Source organism: Oceanobacillus piezotolerans, assembly GCF_003665065.1.
Classification (GTDB): domain Bacteria; phylum Bacillota; class Bacilli; order Bacillales; family Amphibacillaceae; genus Oceanobacillus; species Oceanobacillus piezotolerans.
This window is the reverse complement of the sequence record NZ_RCHR01000004.1, coordinates 92,405-105,851: the sequence shown is the minus strand read 5'-3', so window position 1 is coordinate 105,851 and position 13,447 is coordinate 92,405. Positions and strand designations below refer to the sequence as shown.

The window sequence follows — 13,447 nt, the reverse complement described above, 5'->3', positions numbered from 1 at the left end:
AACAATGATGCTACAAGAAAAGGATATGGTTAACGATTACTTAGCTGGGCTAAAGGCAAGTTTAACTGGTTATGCCAACTATATTAGTGAGGCTAATAACCCACAATTAAGACAGACTCTCATCCAATTACGTGACCAGGATGAGAATCGTCAGAAAACATTATACGATTATGCATTGCAACACGGTTATTACCAGCCTGCTGCTCCAGCATCTCAACAAGTGATTCAGCAAACAAAAACACAGTTGTCTTCTGGACAATAGGATAAAAACCGAACCCTTTTTAGATTAAAGGGTTCGGTTTTACTTTAAGTATGGGAGGATAGAGTCAATTGTATTTTGTAAGGATTTTGCTTGTTCCTTATACATTTTTTTAGCATCAGTGTTTTCTGTTTCTAATGAGAAAGATTCTAAATCAGCCTGTAATTTCTTTAAGGAAGCAGCTAAGAGTGGGCGTTCCTCTATTTTATTTTGTTTCATTCTCTCATGATATAAATCGACATATAGCTCTCCTTTTGAATCCACTTGTGCTAAAAAGACGTCTTCTATAGAAGTCGCACCTTGTTTGAATATTTCTCCTTCTAACCATTCTTTGGAATACCCAAGTGCGGAAAGGTTTGTTGTTAAGATTTCCCCATCCATAATTAACACAGTGGGTGCATGCTCTTTTTCGATGGACATACCAAGAAGCTTCGGAGTAATTGGATCTAGCTCGGTTTTTTTCATAACACTAAGCTCTCCATTAGTTTCCATAATAGCCATTTCTACATCTGCTACCTTAAATATACCTTTCTCCCGTAAAAGCAGCATTAATTCATTGATTGCTAATTGATTTTTCTTCATAGTTTCTTCAAATATTTCCCCATCTTTAATAATAATGGCAGGCCTCCCATCTGTTAAACGCAGAAATCCCCGTGACTTTAATCCAATAAAGGCAAGTGTGATCGGGAAGAGTCCCCAGATCGTTAAGGAGACAAGTCCATTTGCAATCTTCACATTTTGATCAACTGACATGGTTGCAGCAATGGAACCGATTGTAATACCTACACAATAATCAAAAAAGGTTAGCTGGGAAAGCTGTTTTTTACCCATAATTCTAGTCATAATAAGCAATAATATAAAAGCACTAATGGAACGAATGAGTATTAATACTAACTCAGGCATTGTTTTTCCCTCCGCAAAAGTGTCCTGGTATTTAGTATTGGAATGTTTAGGGAAAAACATGCAAAACAAGGAGGATTGTAACTATGTATAAGAAGGGCAGCTTTATGGTCTTGCTTTTATTTATACTTGTTGGTTGTTCAAATTTCACTGGGAAGGATGCCTTATTAAAAGAAGTGGCAGAGGCTGAGCATTTAGTAAACGATGAAAACTGGGAAGAAGTAAGTGGGAAAATTACAACTTTGAATGATTTGTTTTACGAACATTTATGGAAGATCCAGTTGATTGGGGATGAAGGAGAGTATGAACGACTGCATGAAAGTATAAGTCGTTTATTTATCTCGATTGAAGAAAAAGACAAAGCAGAAGCAAAATTAGAATTAGCGACGATAAAGGCGTTAATTCAAGATATTTACTCATTATAAAGGGAGGCACTCTGCCTCCTTTTTTAGAGTTCACTTCCTATAAACTAATTAATGACAGATACCTAGATTAAAGGCAGCGATTTTGGCTTGTGAAAGAATCGTAAACGTCCAAATTAAATAGCCAGCACCAGTGAAAAGGTAAAATTTCTTTCCGTTCTTAAAGTATTTCACAAGGAAAATGGCTAGTAAACTGACGATGGTTAGAATACTAGTTAGTCCGAGCATCGCAAAAAATGTCGGCGCCCAATAGAAATTATCCAGTAAAGGAATAACTAATGTAGGAGTGTAAAATTTACTTTTCGCATAGAAGCCAAATAGCCAAGAGATGGATATGAGAATAAGGGTAATATATATAGGGTATTTTTTCACGGAGAGCCTACCTCCTAATATAATTCGTAGTAATATAATAAGATTAATTGTATTTTATGGTTAATTCTAATCTTTGTCAATAGGCAATGTAGCAACTAATGGGGCAGGGGCTTACGAAATATGCCCCTTATTTTATCTTCTTCCAAAATGATTCGCCCTCATACTTAAAGTTGAAAAAATGAATGTTATTTTCATCATCAAACAGCATCAGATGAGGTTCCCCTGATTTTGGGGAGATAATAATGACTTCATCAATCAGGGTATGGACCCATTCATTCTCTACCGTCACACTTGGCTGGAGTGGAACTCGAATCAATTTTCCCTCTTTTGGAATGGGATCAAATTTATGATATGCTTCGTTAATATTTTCAAGGAACATTTCTACTTCGGCTTGAATCGAGGGATTCATCTCTACCTTTTTAGTAACCTCGCCTTTCTCAATATCAAATACTTCAATTTGGCTCGGTTTAGCAAAGGCAGTAACTGGGATACAAAGAATGAACAAAATAAATATAAGGATACCTATTTTCTTTAACATAGAACACCTCTTTCAATCAGAATGGATACGTCATTATTATCTCAACTATTCATTAAAATCATGCAGAAAAGGTCTGTTAAAATGAACGTGACAGATTACTTTTTCTCATCTAAGATAGAGATAAGGGAATATACAGAAAATTGGTGGATAATATGTTTAAAATAATGCTTATTGAAGATGATGTGACATTATTTCAGGAAATTAAGGAAAGATTATCGCAATGGTCTTATGAGGTATATGGTGTAGAAGACTTTGCGAACGTAATGGAAGAGTTTGCTGAAAAGGAACCAGATATGGTAATTATCGATATTCAATTGCCTAAATTCGATGGATTTCACTGGTGTCGTATGATTCGAGCTCATTCTACTGTTCCAATTCTTTTCCTGTCATCAAGGGATCATCCAGCTGATATGGTCATGTCGATGCAGTTTGGAGCCGATGATTTTGTTCAAAAGCCGTTTCATTTCGATGTGCTTATTGCGAAAGTACAAGCTATCTTTCGAAGAGTATACAACTATAATGTAGATCAGCCTGTCATGGTTAAAACTTGGAATGGAGCAACGATTGATTTTATGAAGGCTACGGTGGAAAACGAAAAGGGGACCATGGAGTTAACGAAGAACGAACTTTACATTTTAAAAATCCTCACAGAGAACAAAAATCAAGTTGTCTCAAGAGAGGAAATGATAAAGAGTCTTTGGGAGGATGAGCGATTTGTCAGTGATAATACGCTAACAGTCAATGTGAATCGTCTCAGGAAACGTCTAGAGAAGCTGGAATTAGGGGACTACATTGAAACAAAAGTTGGACAGGGCTATATAGCGAAGGAAGAAGACAAATGATTAAGACGTTTTTAAAAGAGAGACGCAGCTGGATTGGGTTATTTATAGCCATACAGTTGTTGATATTGTTTATTAGCTATTTAGATCCTTCTATTTCTTTTAGATCCTTTTTATATATCGTTTTTCTATCGTGCTTAATCTTTCTTGTATTTTTGATTATGCGTTACAATAAAGAAATTGCTTTTTATAAGAGTATGGAAGAGTGGCATCCAAGCTTGGGATTGGACAGCTTAAAAGATCCAGGAACACCGTTTGAAAACATTATAGCAAAAGCAATCGGTCAGCAAGCAGAGTTTTATATAAATGAAACAAGGGAACAAGTTATGAACCTCGAGGGTGAGCAAGATGAACTGTTAGCTTGGATTCATGAGGTGAAGACGCCACTCACTACGATGCAGCTTATGCTCGAGCGTGTGCAAGATGAGAATTTAAAGGCACAGCTTCAATTTGAATGGCTTCGTGTTCATTTATTATTAGATCAGCAGCTCCATCATCGAAGAATTCCTTCCTTGGAAAATGACCTTTACATAGAAAAGCTTGCACTAGACTCTCTCGTTTCCGCAGAGATTAAATCGCTCCAATCCTGGTGCTTTCAAAAAGGAATCGGCTTTGACATAACCTTGGAAGCTAATGTTGTCTTGTCAGATGCTAAATGGCTTGGTTTTATCCTGCGCCAGATTATTACAAATGCTGTGAAATATAGTGAGGGATCAGATATTATCATTCATAGTTCCAAGCAGCATGGCACAGTTAAACTTACCATTCAAGACTTTGGACGGGGAATCAGCACTAAAGACTTGCCACGTATTTTTGATAAAGGATTCACGTCCACTATGAACCATAAAGACCATAACGCAACTGGAATGGGGTTATATCTTACGAAAAAGGCAGCAACACCCTTAAAAATACATATAGATGTGACATCTGAACAAGGTATGGGTACCGTTTTTGAGTTAACCTTCCCAAAAAAGAACGCATTTTTAGACCTAACAGGCATGTGACAATATTGTCACATGCTTTCCTTATTTGTTCGGAGATTCGAAGGAAAATGTAGGGAACTTCTTTTAAGATAAGAATAGAAAAGGAGATGAAATTACATGCCTATATTAGAAGCGCATAAAATTCATAAAAGCTATGGAAACAAAATGAACCGTCAAGAAGTATTAAAGGGCATCGATATACACGTTGAAAAGGGTGAATTTGTCGGTATTATGGGGGCGTCCGGTTCAGGGAAAACAACATTGCTTAATGTTTTGTCTTCGATCGACCGGGTAAGTGAAGGAACAATTAAGATAGAAGGAAAAGAATTTACGAATATGAAAGACAAACAGCTAGCAGAATTTCGGAAACACCATCTCGGTTTTATTTTTCAGGAGTATAATCTGCTTGATACGTTAACGGTGAAAGAAAATATTATGTTGCCACTTACGATTAAAAAGACACCAAAAAAAGAAGCACAACGTCAGTTTGAAGCGGTAGCGAAGGAACTGGGGATTTATGAAGTGAAAGACAAATATCCCAATGAGATTTCTGGCGGACAGAAGCAGCGTACATCCGCAGCACGTGCTTTTGTCCATGAGCCAAGTATTATTTTCGCCGATGAACCAACTGGTGCACTCGACTCAAAAGCTGCGTCTGATTTACTTAATAAATTGGGGGAGTTAAATGAGAAGCGAGAAGCTACCATTGTAATGGTGACGCATGATCCCCTTGCCGCGAGTTTCTGTGACCGCGTCGTTTTTATTAAAGATGGACAAATTTTTACTCAGCTTCATAAGGGAGATGAAACAAGACAGTTCTTCTTTAATGATATTATAAAGACACAAGGGGTGCTAGGTGGGGTGAACCATGAGCTTTAATCAACTCATCTTTCGTAATTTGAAGAAGAACTTGAAGAACTATTACCTATACGTATTTGCTCTTATTTTTAGTGTTGCATTGTATTTTGCCTTTGTTACCTTACAATATGACCCAGCAATGGATGAAGCAGAAGGTTCAATCAAGGGAGCGGCAGGGATAAGAGCCGGAGCCATACTATTAATTGCCATCGTAACAGTGTTTCTTGTCTATGCGAATAACTTGTTTATAAAGCGCAGAAGTAAGGAAATTGGGCTGTTTCAGTTAGTAGGAATGACGAAAGCAAAGATTTTCAGCATACTAACGATGGAAAATATGATTCTCTATTTTGGTTCAATGGTAATTGGAATATTCCTTGGATTTTCCTCTTCCAAGTTACTGATGATGATTTTAATGAACGTCATTGGGATCGAGGATGTAGCAGAGCTAAGATTCTCTACAGAAGCGTTAATCCAAACCATTCTTGTTTTTGTTGCCATTTACCTTGTCATTATGTTTATGAATTTTCTGTTTATCCGCAGGCAGCGTATTTTAACGCTTTTTCAGGCCACCTCGACAACGGAAAATAAGCGGAATCGCGTATCGAAAGGCCAAGTGGTAATTGGTATTTTGGGGATTGCCTTGATTGCTTTAGGATATTATTTATCAACGGAGTTATTTTCTGGAAATATTGTAAGTATGATTACTCTGTTACTTACCATGGTCACCATTCTTGCATCGGTTATCCTAGGAACTTATTTATTCTATAAGGGTTCCATTAGCTTTATTTTTAATTTGATTCGGAAGAGGAATAAAGGGTATTTATCGATAAACAAGGTGCTTTCTTTATCTTCCATTATGTTTCGAATGAAATCCAATGCGTTACTATTAACCGTCATTACGACCCTCTCAGCACTGGCTATTGGGCTATTATCTCTTGCTTATATATCCTATTATTCTGCTGAAAAAACGGCAAAGGATAATGTAGTTTATGATTATTCGATTCCGATTCCAGAGAATGCAGCTATATTTAAGGAAGCATTGGAGAATGAAGGGATCGAATATACAGAAACAGTGTTAGATATTGTCCATGTTATGGCTGATTTATCAGATATCTTTGCAGAGATGGAAGGGGTAGATTATGCGTTTGATGCAAGCGAGACAAATATGGTAATAGCCTCTGATGAATGGATGGAAGAAATCGATCTCTCCCCTGCAGATACCGTATTTGCGAATACAAACGAAGCAATGATGCAATTTATGGGGCTGGAGGAATCGGGGGAGATTGGGCTTTCAGGAGAATCGTTGACTGTTCAGGTGAATTACTCCGGTTATGACGAGGATATCCGTATTTTGCCTTTACGTCTTACTGGCGGTGGATTTCCGATTGCGATAGTAGATGAATCTGTCTATCAGCAATTAAAAGCTGACAAAGATCCAGAGGTGCAGGGAGAGTATGCTCAACATATCGGTATTGATATTGACAATCGTTCCGACCTTGACGCGGCTGAAGAAATCTATCAAAAGACAGACGTAGGAGAATGGGCTGCACATTCATCACAGCTTGAAACATTTCAAGATATAAAACAAAACATGGGGTTAATGATGTTCGTCGTAGGATTTTTAGGGCTCGCTTTCTTAATTACATCTGGATGTATCCTTTACTTTAAACAAATGGATGAGGGAGAAGAGGAAAAGTCGAGCTATACGATTTTACGAAAACTGGGCTTCACAAATGAAGATCTTGTTAATGGGATTAAAATAAAGCAAGTATTTAACTTTGGAATTCCATTAATTGTTGGTATAAGTCACGGCTATTTCGCTGTGAAATCGGGGTGGTTCTTTTTCGGAACAGAATTGTGGACCCCGATGATTATTGTAGTGGTACTTTATGCCATTCTATACTCTATATTTGGGATTCTCTCAGTGATGCATTATAAGAAGATCATTAAAGAAGCATTGTAGCTTTTATTATTTGTGGCATTGGATTGCTCTGAGTTTGCAATCCAATGCTTTTTTTATTGTCTAGAAGATTATTAAATGAACGATCTGTGGGTAATTCTTATCATTAGAAAAGCCACGTCCGGCTCCAGCGCCCAGCAACTAGCAAACTTCACACTCCTCCACTACGATAAGTCAACATCGACTCAGTCATACATAGGTTGCGCCGACTAAAACCGGCTTACGCCATCGTCGGCGTACCCCATAAAGGGGCATGTTTCCTTTATCTAATTGCGGAGTGCTCCAGTTTGTACGTTGCTAAGCGGGCGCTTGCGCCTTTGTTCTTGGAAGCGGAAATTTGGAATGTTTAAAGGGAAAATGAAAAGGGAAAATGACAAGATAACAATTTAAGATCAACCATAGAAACGAAAAGATAATAGATAGTGTTATTTACTGTTATTGGTGAAGGAGATGAGGAAGTTGGTTCAAAAGAAAGAATTAAATAAATTAAGTAGTCTACAAGACAAATTACTTCAATTACGTGAAGAAGTATACCAAGAAGGAAATGAAACGTTCGAGCGCTGGAAACCGAATATTAAGGAAAAGGGCTTCCTCGTTAGTGCGAGAAATCTCGCCTATTATCTTGCATTGAGAAGAAGAGATATTAGAGACATTCAGGAATCCTTAATGCCTTGGGGACTATCTTCTTTAGGGAGATTAGAGTCACGAACCCTTGAGAATTTAGATGCTGTCATAGCGAGTTTAGATAGAATCAGGGGAAATGCGGAGTCGGAATATCAATATCCCCCTCAAAAAACGTTTTTAAAAGGAAAAAGCAAGCTCGAGCAGAATGCAAATGACATTTTAGGTGAGTCTCCTAAAAATAGAGATTCAAGAATTATGGTCACCCTTCCTACTGAGGCGGCAGAAAATAAGAAATTCGTAAAGAGTCTTCTTTCCGCTGGGATGGATGTTGCAAGGATTAACTGTGCACATGATGGACCAGAAGAATGGGAGAAAATGATTAAGCATATTCGGAAGGCAGAAGAAGAAGTAAAGCGTAAATGTAAAATAATGATGGATATAGCAGGACCAAAAATTAGAATTGAACGATTGTATACCACATTAAAAAATCCAAAAGTATATGTAGATGATACATTTTTTATTACTGGCAAAGAGGAATTAGACAGCTACTATGGAAGTGAAATTGTTATTAGCTGCAGTACGATACCGGAAATAATCGATTCACTAAAAAAGGGAGATCCCATTCTAATTGATGACGGCAAGATTGAAGGTGTCATCGAAACGATTAAGAAAGATGGAGTAATCGTCAAAGTGAAAAAACTGAAAAAACAGAATGGAGTTCGAATCAAGGTAGAGAAAGGACTAAATTTCCCAGAATCCGACTTCAAGATAAATATCTTAACAAAAAAGGATAAAAAGAACCTAGATTTCGTTTGCAAGCATGCTGATATTATCGGCTGCTCATTTGTAAAAGATCCAGAAGATATAAAGCTGATCCAAAAGGAAATCAATAAACGATTAGGAAAAGAGAAAGCAAATAAGCTAGCGTTAATGTTAAAAATAGAGACGGTGAAAGGTGTGCAGAACCTTCCTGAGATTATGGTAGCAGCAGCCGCGAAAAATCCACTCAGTGTAATGATAGCAAGAGGAGATTTAGCAGTGGAGGTGGGGTATTTGCGGTTAGCAGAGCTTCAGGAAGAAATCCTTTGGATGTGTGAAGCGGCAGATGTACCGGTAGTTTGGGCTACGCAAGTGCTGGAAAATATGATGAAGACTGGAATTCCATCGAGAGCAGAGATTACCGATGCTTCCCAAGGGGCAAATGCCGAGTGTGTCATGTTAAATAAAGGGGATTATGCAGTAGAAGGAATTAGCATCTTAGACGAAATTCTTGAGAAGATGAAAGAGCATCGTTATAAGAAGGTTGCTCGCTTAAGAGCATTAAACATGGCGAAAGTAGAAGGGGAATAAAAAAACGCTGGTATCTATTATGATTATAAATAGCTACCAGCTTTTCGCTTAACATCCTAGAAAACAGTCATTAAGTCTTTCTCAATTTTTTGGGGTTCATCAGTTGGGGCATAGCGCTCCACTACATTTCCTTCACGGTCTACAAGAAATTTTGTGAAGTTCCACTTAATTGCTTTTGCCAGTATACCTTTTTTCCTGTCCTTTAAGAAAACAAACAAAGGATGTGCCTGATCACCGTTTACATCAATTTTTGCGAACATAGGAAAAGTTACTCCATAATTGACTTGGCAAAACTCCAGTGTCTCTTCCATATTATCAAACTCTTGGTTATTAAATTGGTCACATGGAAAACCTAAAATCTCAAGCCCTTGTGACTTATATTGATCATAAAGCTCTTGCAACCCTTCAAATTGGGGAGTGAATCCACATTTACTAGCAGTATTGACAATGATTAATGCTTTTCCTTTGTAATCCTCTAATGATTTTTCCTCTCCATGTGGTGTCTTTACCGTAAAATCATAAATGGTTTGCATGCTTTCCCCTCCTGTTTCAGAGATTTTGTTTAATATAATATATTTTAACGTGAAGGAAAGCTAAATGCACTTACTTAGTTAAATGATTGTTTATGATTGTTTTTGAATGTTATTGATGGTAAAATATTTGTTATTAGGAGGTTGCTATGTTAACAGATGAACGTTACGCTGTCATATTAGACCGATTAAAAGATCATGGGATTGTGAAAACACAGGAGTTAATGAATCTATTACATTGTTCAGAGTCGACCATTAGAAGAGATTTAGACTCTTTGGAGCGTTCGGGTAAATTAAAGCGCATTCATGGCGGTGCTAAACGAATGTACCATTTGGATGAAGAATTATCTAATCAAGATAAAACGACCAAAAACGTTCAGGAAAAATCCAATATTGGACAATTAGCTGCTTCTTTAGTTCAGCCAAAGGATGTTATTTTCATAGATGCAGGAACTACGACATTAGCATTGATAGAAGCTTTGAAAGTGGGAAATATAACTGTAGTTACCAATGGCATTCCTCAAGCTTCTCTGCTTGCTGAGAAAAATATCCCTACCATCCTGATTGGTGGCAGTATGAAAATGACAACAAAAGCGATTATAGGGGAAACAGCAGTAGAACAATTGAAACAGTATCAATTTAGTAAAGCTTTCCTCGGCATCAACGGAATGGACTTGGAGTTTGGTTTTACCACGCCTGATCCAGAAGAAGCAGCGATAAAGCGATTAGTAATCCAAAAATCAGCAAGTACATATATCGTTGCGGATGAAACAAAATGGGGGAAGGTAAACTTTGTAAAGGTATGTAACTTGGAGGATGTAACAATTATTACGAATAAAACGAACGATGACTATACAGCAATTAAGGAAAAAACGACAATTCTGGAGGCTTAGAAATGATATATACAGTTACACTTAACCCATCAATTGATTATGTCGTTCAAGTAAAGGATTTTGAGCTTGGAACATTAAACAAAATGGAAAGTGATCGGAAATTACCCGGTGGAAAAGGGATTAATGTTTCTCGCATTCTGCATGAATTAGAGGTAGATGCCACTGCACTTGGTTTCTTGGGTGGATTTACTGGGACGTTTATCTCTGATTGGTTAAATAATGATAACATAACTACTGACTTTACCGTAATAGAGGATGATACACGAATCAATATTAAGCTCAAGTCTAACGAAGAAACAGAGTTAAATGGACGCGGTCCACATATCAATGAAGAAGAAGCAACGAGGCTTTTAAATCAGCTTAGCAATCTTACTGAAGACGATCTGGTTATCTTCTCAGGAAGTAAGCCACCATCCCTACCAGCGGATTATTACCAGCAATTAATCGGTAAAACAGTGAAAGCAAACGCTGCTTTCGTGATAGATACGACTGGACAGGATTTAAAGAATGCATTAGCTTATCACCCCTTTTTAGTAAAGCCAAACCAACACGAACTGGAAGAATTATTCGGCGTGAAATTGAACGGAGAAGCGGATATTATTCCTTATGGAGAGAAACTGCTTGAATTAGGTGCGCAGAATGTCATTGTTTCATTGGCTGGAGAAGGTGCGCTGCTGTTCACAAAAGAAGGAAGCTACCGGGGCATCAGTCCTAAAGGAACGGTTAAAAATTCCGTAGGTGCAGGAGATTCTATGATTGCTGGCTTTATTGGTGAGTTTTCAAAAACAAACGATATAAAAAAAGCTTTTCAGATGGGCCTTACCGCTGGTAGTGCTACTGCGTTCTCGGAGGATCTAGCAAAAAGAGCGGATATGGAAACAATATATCAACAGGCAGAGGTTAGAAAAATTTAAGAAAGAGTGATAGGTATGAAAATTACTGATGTATTAAGAAAAGATATCATGCTGCTTGATTTAAAAGCGACAGACAAAGAAGGCGTCATCGATGAAATGATTGCAAGTCTTGACAAACATGGCGTTATAACCGATGTTTCAGAGTTTAAGGATGCGATTTTAAAGAGAGAGGCGCAAACTTCAACAGGGCTTGGTGACGGAATTGCCATGCCTCATGCCAAAAATAAAGCAGTAAAAGAGCCTACTGTTCTTTTCGCTAAAAGTAAGCAAGGGGTCGATTACGAGTCACTGGATGGCCAACCAGCTTATCTATTTTTTATGATTGCCGTTCCAGAAGGGGCAAACAACACGCATCTAGAAACATTAGCGGCTTTATCCAGACAATTAATCGATCAGGATTTTATCCGTCAATTAAAACAAGCAAATACCCCAGATGAAGTACATGCTTTGTTTACTGAGGAGCAAGAAGAGGTTGCTCAGGAGGATAAAGCACCAGATGTGAAAGAAGAGGGAAGACCCTTCGTTGTAGCTATTACTGCTTGCCCTACAGGGATTGCTCATACTTATATGGCAGAGGACGCCCTTAAAAAGAAGGCAAAAGAGATGGATGTAGAAATCCGTGTAGAAACCCAAGGTTCTGAGGGTGCAAAACATAAGCTAACAAGAGAAGAAATTGAGCGTGCTTCAGCGGTTATTGTAGCGGCGAGTAAAAAAGTCGATAAGGATCGTTTTCAAGGTAAGCATCTCATCGAACGCCCTGTACAAGACGGAATAAAGAAAGCAGAAGAGCTGATTACAAAAGCAGTTAACCAGGATGCGCCGGTTTACAGTGGGGAAGGCAGTAAGGTAAAAGCAGATGATATGGAGGATAAGCCAAATTCTGTATGGGGTAAGATATACAAAGATTTAATGAACGGGATTTCCCATATGCTGCCGTTTGTAGTAGGTGGAGGAATTCTCCTAGCAATTTCCTTCTTGTTTGAAAGCTTTTTAGGTAGTGATAGTGGTGTATTCACCTTTTTAAATGATATTGGAGGTAATGCGTTTAGCTTCCTGATTCCTATTTTTGCAGGGTTTATTGCTTTAAGTATAGCAGATCGTCCAGGTTTAATGCCCGGTATGGTTGGTGGTTTGATTGCGGTTAATAGCAATGCTGGATTTCTTGGTGGGTTGGTTGCCGGATTCTTGGCTGGTTATGTAGTGCTTTTCTTGAAGAGAGCATTCCGCGGTTTGCCTAGATCATTAGAAGGCTTGAAACCGATTCTGATTTTCCCTGTGTTAGGTTTATTCTTTACTGGAATACTAATGTACTTTATTTTCGGACCAATCTTCGCAACGATTAATACAGCGATGGTGGACTTTTTACAAAGTCTTGGAACAGGAAATGCAGTTATTTTAGGAGCGATTCTTGGTGGTATGATGGCCATCGATATGGGAGGACCGTTTAATAAAGCAGCTTACGCATTCTCGATTGGCATTTTTACGGATACTGGGGATGGCAGCTTGATGGCAGCTGTTATGGCTGGTGGGATGGTACCACCACTTGCCATTGCATTAGCAAGTACGTTCTTTAAAGGGAAATTCTCAGAGGCAGAAAGAAAATCTGGGGTCACAAACTATGTAATGGGATTATCCTTTATAACAGAAGGAGCTATTCCGTTTGCTGCAGCGGATCCATTACGAGTGATTGGTTCGTCTGTGCTTGGTGCAGCAATTGCTGGTGGATTAACACAGCTATGGAATAGTGCTATTCCTGCGCCGCATGGTGGGATTTTTGTTGTTACCTTAGCAGATAATGCCTTATTCTTCTTGCTTTCATTAATAATTGGATCGGTTATAGCGGCAGTGGTGTTAGGGCTGTGGAGAAAGCCAGTAAACTAGAAAGGACTTTATTGGATAGTAAAATGTACCCTATAGGGTAGACGATAAAAAATGTCTACTTTGTAGGGTACTTTTATATACAACTTATGCTTTTGGTGTGTTGGAGCAATTGGTGTTTGGTGTT

Annotated in this window: 14 protein-coding genes; 10 read left to right on the top strand and 4 right to left on the bottom strand. The window is 38.2% G+C overall.

The window, feature by feature from the left end; translation table 11 throughout:
* The first annotated feature begins 7 nt into the window (after positions 1-7).
* On the top strand, positions 8-262 hold the full coding sequence (locus D8M04_RS12150) for a spore coat protein (RefSeq protein ID WP_121523349.1): 255 nt from the start codon (positions 8-10) through the stop codon (positions 260-262).
* A gap of 39 nt (positions 263-301) precedes the next feature.
* On the opposite strand, the gene D8M04_RS12145 is transcribed toward D8M04_RS12150, so the two are convergent.
* Positions 302-1,162, bottom strand: coding sequence for a DUF421 domain-containing protein (locus D8M04_RS12145; protein WP_121523347.1), 861 nt, complete (start codon positions 1,160-1,162; stop codon positions 302-304).
* Positions 1,163-1,245: 83 nt separating this feature from the next.
* Between D8M04_RS12145 and D8M04_RS12140 the strand changes: the two genes are divergently transcribed.
* Entirely contained in the window at positions 1,246-1,584 is a 339-nt protein-coding gene (locus D8M04_RS12140) for a DUF4363 family protein (protein ID WP_121523345.1), read from the top strand.
* Positions 1,585-1,632: 48 nt separating this feature from the next.
* On the opposite strand, the gene D8M04_RS12135 is transcribed toward D8M04_RS12140, so the two are convergent.
* Together D8M04_RS12135 and D8M04_RS12130 are read right to left on the bottom strand one after the other, a co-directional pair.
* On the bottom strand, positions 1,633-1,953 hold the full coding sequence (locus tag D8M04_RS12135; protein WP_121523343.1) for a hypothetical protein: 321 nt from the start codon (positions 1,951-1,953) through the stop codon (positions 1,633-1,635).
* A 127-nt stretch (positions 1,954-2,080) separates the two neighbouring features.
* Complete coding sequence (locus D8M04_RS12130; protein WP_121523341.1) at positions 2,081-2,491, bottom strand: hypothetical protein; 411 nt, start codon at positions 2,489-2,491, stop codon at positions 2,081-2,083.
* Positions 2,492-2,643: 152 nt separating this feature from the next.
* Between D8M04_RS12130 and D8M04_RS12125 the strand changes: the two genes are divergently transcribed.
* The 5 genes from D8M04_RS12125 (at position 2,644) to D8M04_RS12105 (ending at position 9,105) form a co-directional block, all read left to right on the top strand.
* The gene (locus tag D8M04_RS12125; protein WP_121523339.1) at positions 2,644-3,333 is read left to right on the top strand and encodes a response regulator transcription factor; all 690 of its coding nucleotides are present in this window, start codon (positions 2,644-2,646) and stop codon (positions 3,331-3,333) included.
* A complete protein-coding gene (locus D8M04_RS12120; RefSeq protein ID WP_121523337.1) occupies positions 3,330-4,334 on the top strand; it encodes a sensor histidine kinase in 1,005 nt (334 codons plus the stop codon). The genes D8M04_RS12125 and D8M04_RS12120 overlap by 4 nt, the downstream gene beginning before the upstream one ends.
* Before the next feature lie 96 nt (positions 4,335-4,430).
* Positions 4,431-5,192 (top strand): ABC transporter ATP-binding protein, encoded by a 762-nt coding sequence (locus tag D8M04_RS12115; RefSeq protein ID WP_121523335.1) that lies wholly within the window; start codon positions 4,431-4,433, stop codon positions 5,190-5,192.
* Positions 5,182-7,134 (top strand): ABC transporter permease, encoded by a 1,953-nt coding sequence (locus D8M04_RS12110; protein WP_121523333.1) that lies wholly within the window; start codon positions 5,182-5,184, stop codon positions 7,132-7,134. Before D8M04_RS12115 ends, D8M04_RS12110 begins: the two co-directional genes overlap by 11 nt.
* A gap of 456 nt (positions 7,135-7,590) precedes the next feature.
* Positions 7,591-9,105, top strand: coding sequence for a pyruvate kinase (locus D8M04_RS12105; RefSeq protein ID WP_222928588.1), 1,515 nt, complete (start codon positions 7,591-7,593; stop codon positions 9,103-9,105).
* A gap of 56 nt (positions 9,106-9,161) precedes the next feature.
* Here the strand turns inward: D8M04_RS12105 and D8M04_RS12100 are convergent, their stop codons facing one another.
* Complete coding sequence (locus tag D8M04_RS12100) at positions 9,162-9,638, bottom strand: glutathione peroxidase (protein ID WP_121523329.1); 477 nt, start codon at positions 9,636-9,638, stop codon at positions 9,162-9,164.
* Positions 9,639-9,784: 146 nt separating this feature from the next.
* Here D8M04_RS12100 and D8M04_RS12095 point away from each other — a divergent pair, with 146 nt between their 5' ends.
* The 3 genes from D8M04_RS12095 to D8M04_RS12085 are packed head-to-tail and all read left to right on the top strand — an operon-like array spanning position 9,785 to position 13,323.
* Positions 9,785-10,528 (top strand): DeoR/GlpR family DNA-binding transcription regulator, encoded by a 744-nt coding sequence (locus D8M04_RS12095; RefSeq protein WP_121523327.1) that lies wholly within the window; start codon positions 9,785-9,787, stop codon positions 10,526-10,528.
* A gap of 2 nt (positions 10,529-10,530) precedes the next feature.
* Positions 10,531-11,442 (top strand): 1-phosphofructokinase, encoded by a 912-nt coding sequence (gene pfkB / locus D8M04_RS12090; RefSeq protein ID WP_121523325.1) that lies wholly within the window; start codon positions 10,531-10,533, stop codon positions 11,440-11,442.
* Between the two features lie 15 nt (positions 11,443-11,457).
* Entirely contained in the window at positions 11,458-13,323 is a 1,866-nt protein-coding gene (locus tag D8M04_RS12085; protein WP_121523323.1) for a PTS fructose transporter subunit IIABC, read from the top strand.
* The last annotated feature ends 124 nt before the right edge of the window (positions 13,324-13,447 follow it).

Coding starts and splice junctions, on each gene's coding strand:
- D8M04_RS12150 (WP_121523349.1), top strand. CDS start 8: ATGCTACAAGAAAAGGATATGGTTAACGATTACTTAGCTGGGCTAAAG.
- D8M04_RS12145 (WP_121523347.1), bottom strand. CDS start 1,162: ATGCCTGAGTTAGTATTAATACTCATTCGTTCCATTAGTGCTTTTATA.
- D8M04_RS12140 (WP_121523345.1), top strand. CDS start 1,246: ATGTATAAGAAGGGCAGCTTTATGGTCTTGCTTTTATTTATACTTGTT.
- D8M04_RS12130 (WP_121523341.1), bottom strand. CDS start 2,491: ATGTTAAAGAAAATAGGTATCCTTATATTTATTTTGTTCATTCTTTGT.
- D8M04_RS12125 (WP_121523339.1), top strand. CDS start 2,644: ATGTTTAAAATAATGCTTATTGAAGATGATGTGACATTATTTCAGGAA.
- D8M04_RS12120 (WP_121523337.1), top strand. CDS start 3,330: ATGATTAAGACGTTTTTAAAAGAGAGACGCAGCTGGATTGGGTTATTT.
- D8M04_RS12115 (WP_121523335.1), top strand. CDS start 4,431: ATGCCTATATTAGAAGCGCATAAAATTCATAAAAGCTATGGAAACAAA.
- D8M04_RS12110 (WP_121523333.1), top strand. CDS start 5,182: ATGAGCTTTAATCAACTCATCTTTCGTAATTTGAAGAAGAACTTGAAG.
- D8M04_RS12100 (WP_121523329.1), bottom strand. CDS start 9,638: ATGCAAACCATTTATGATTTTACGGTAAAGACACCACATGGAGAGGAA.
- D8M04_RS12095 (WP_121523327.1), top strand. CDS start 9,785: ATGTTAACAGATGAACGTTACGCTGTCATATTAGACCGATTAAAAGAT.
- pfkB (WP_121523325.1), top strand. CDS start 10,531: ATGATATATACAGTTACACTTAACCCATCAATTGATTATGTCGTTCAA.
- D8M04_RS12085 (WP_121523323.1), top strand. CDS start 11,458: ATGAAAATTACTGATGTATTAAGAAAAGATATCATGCTGCTTGATTTA.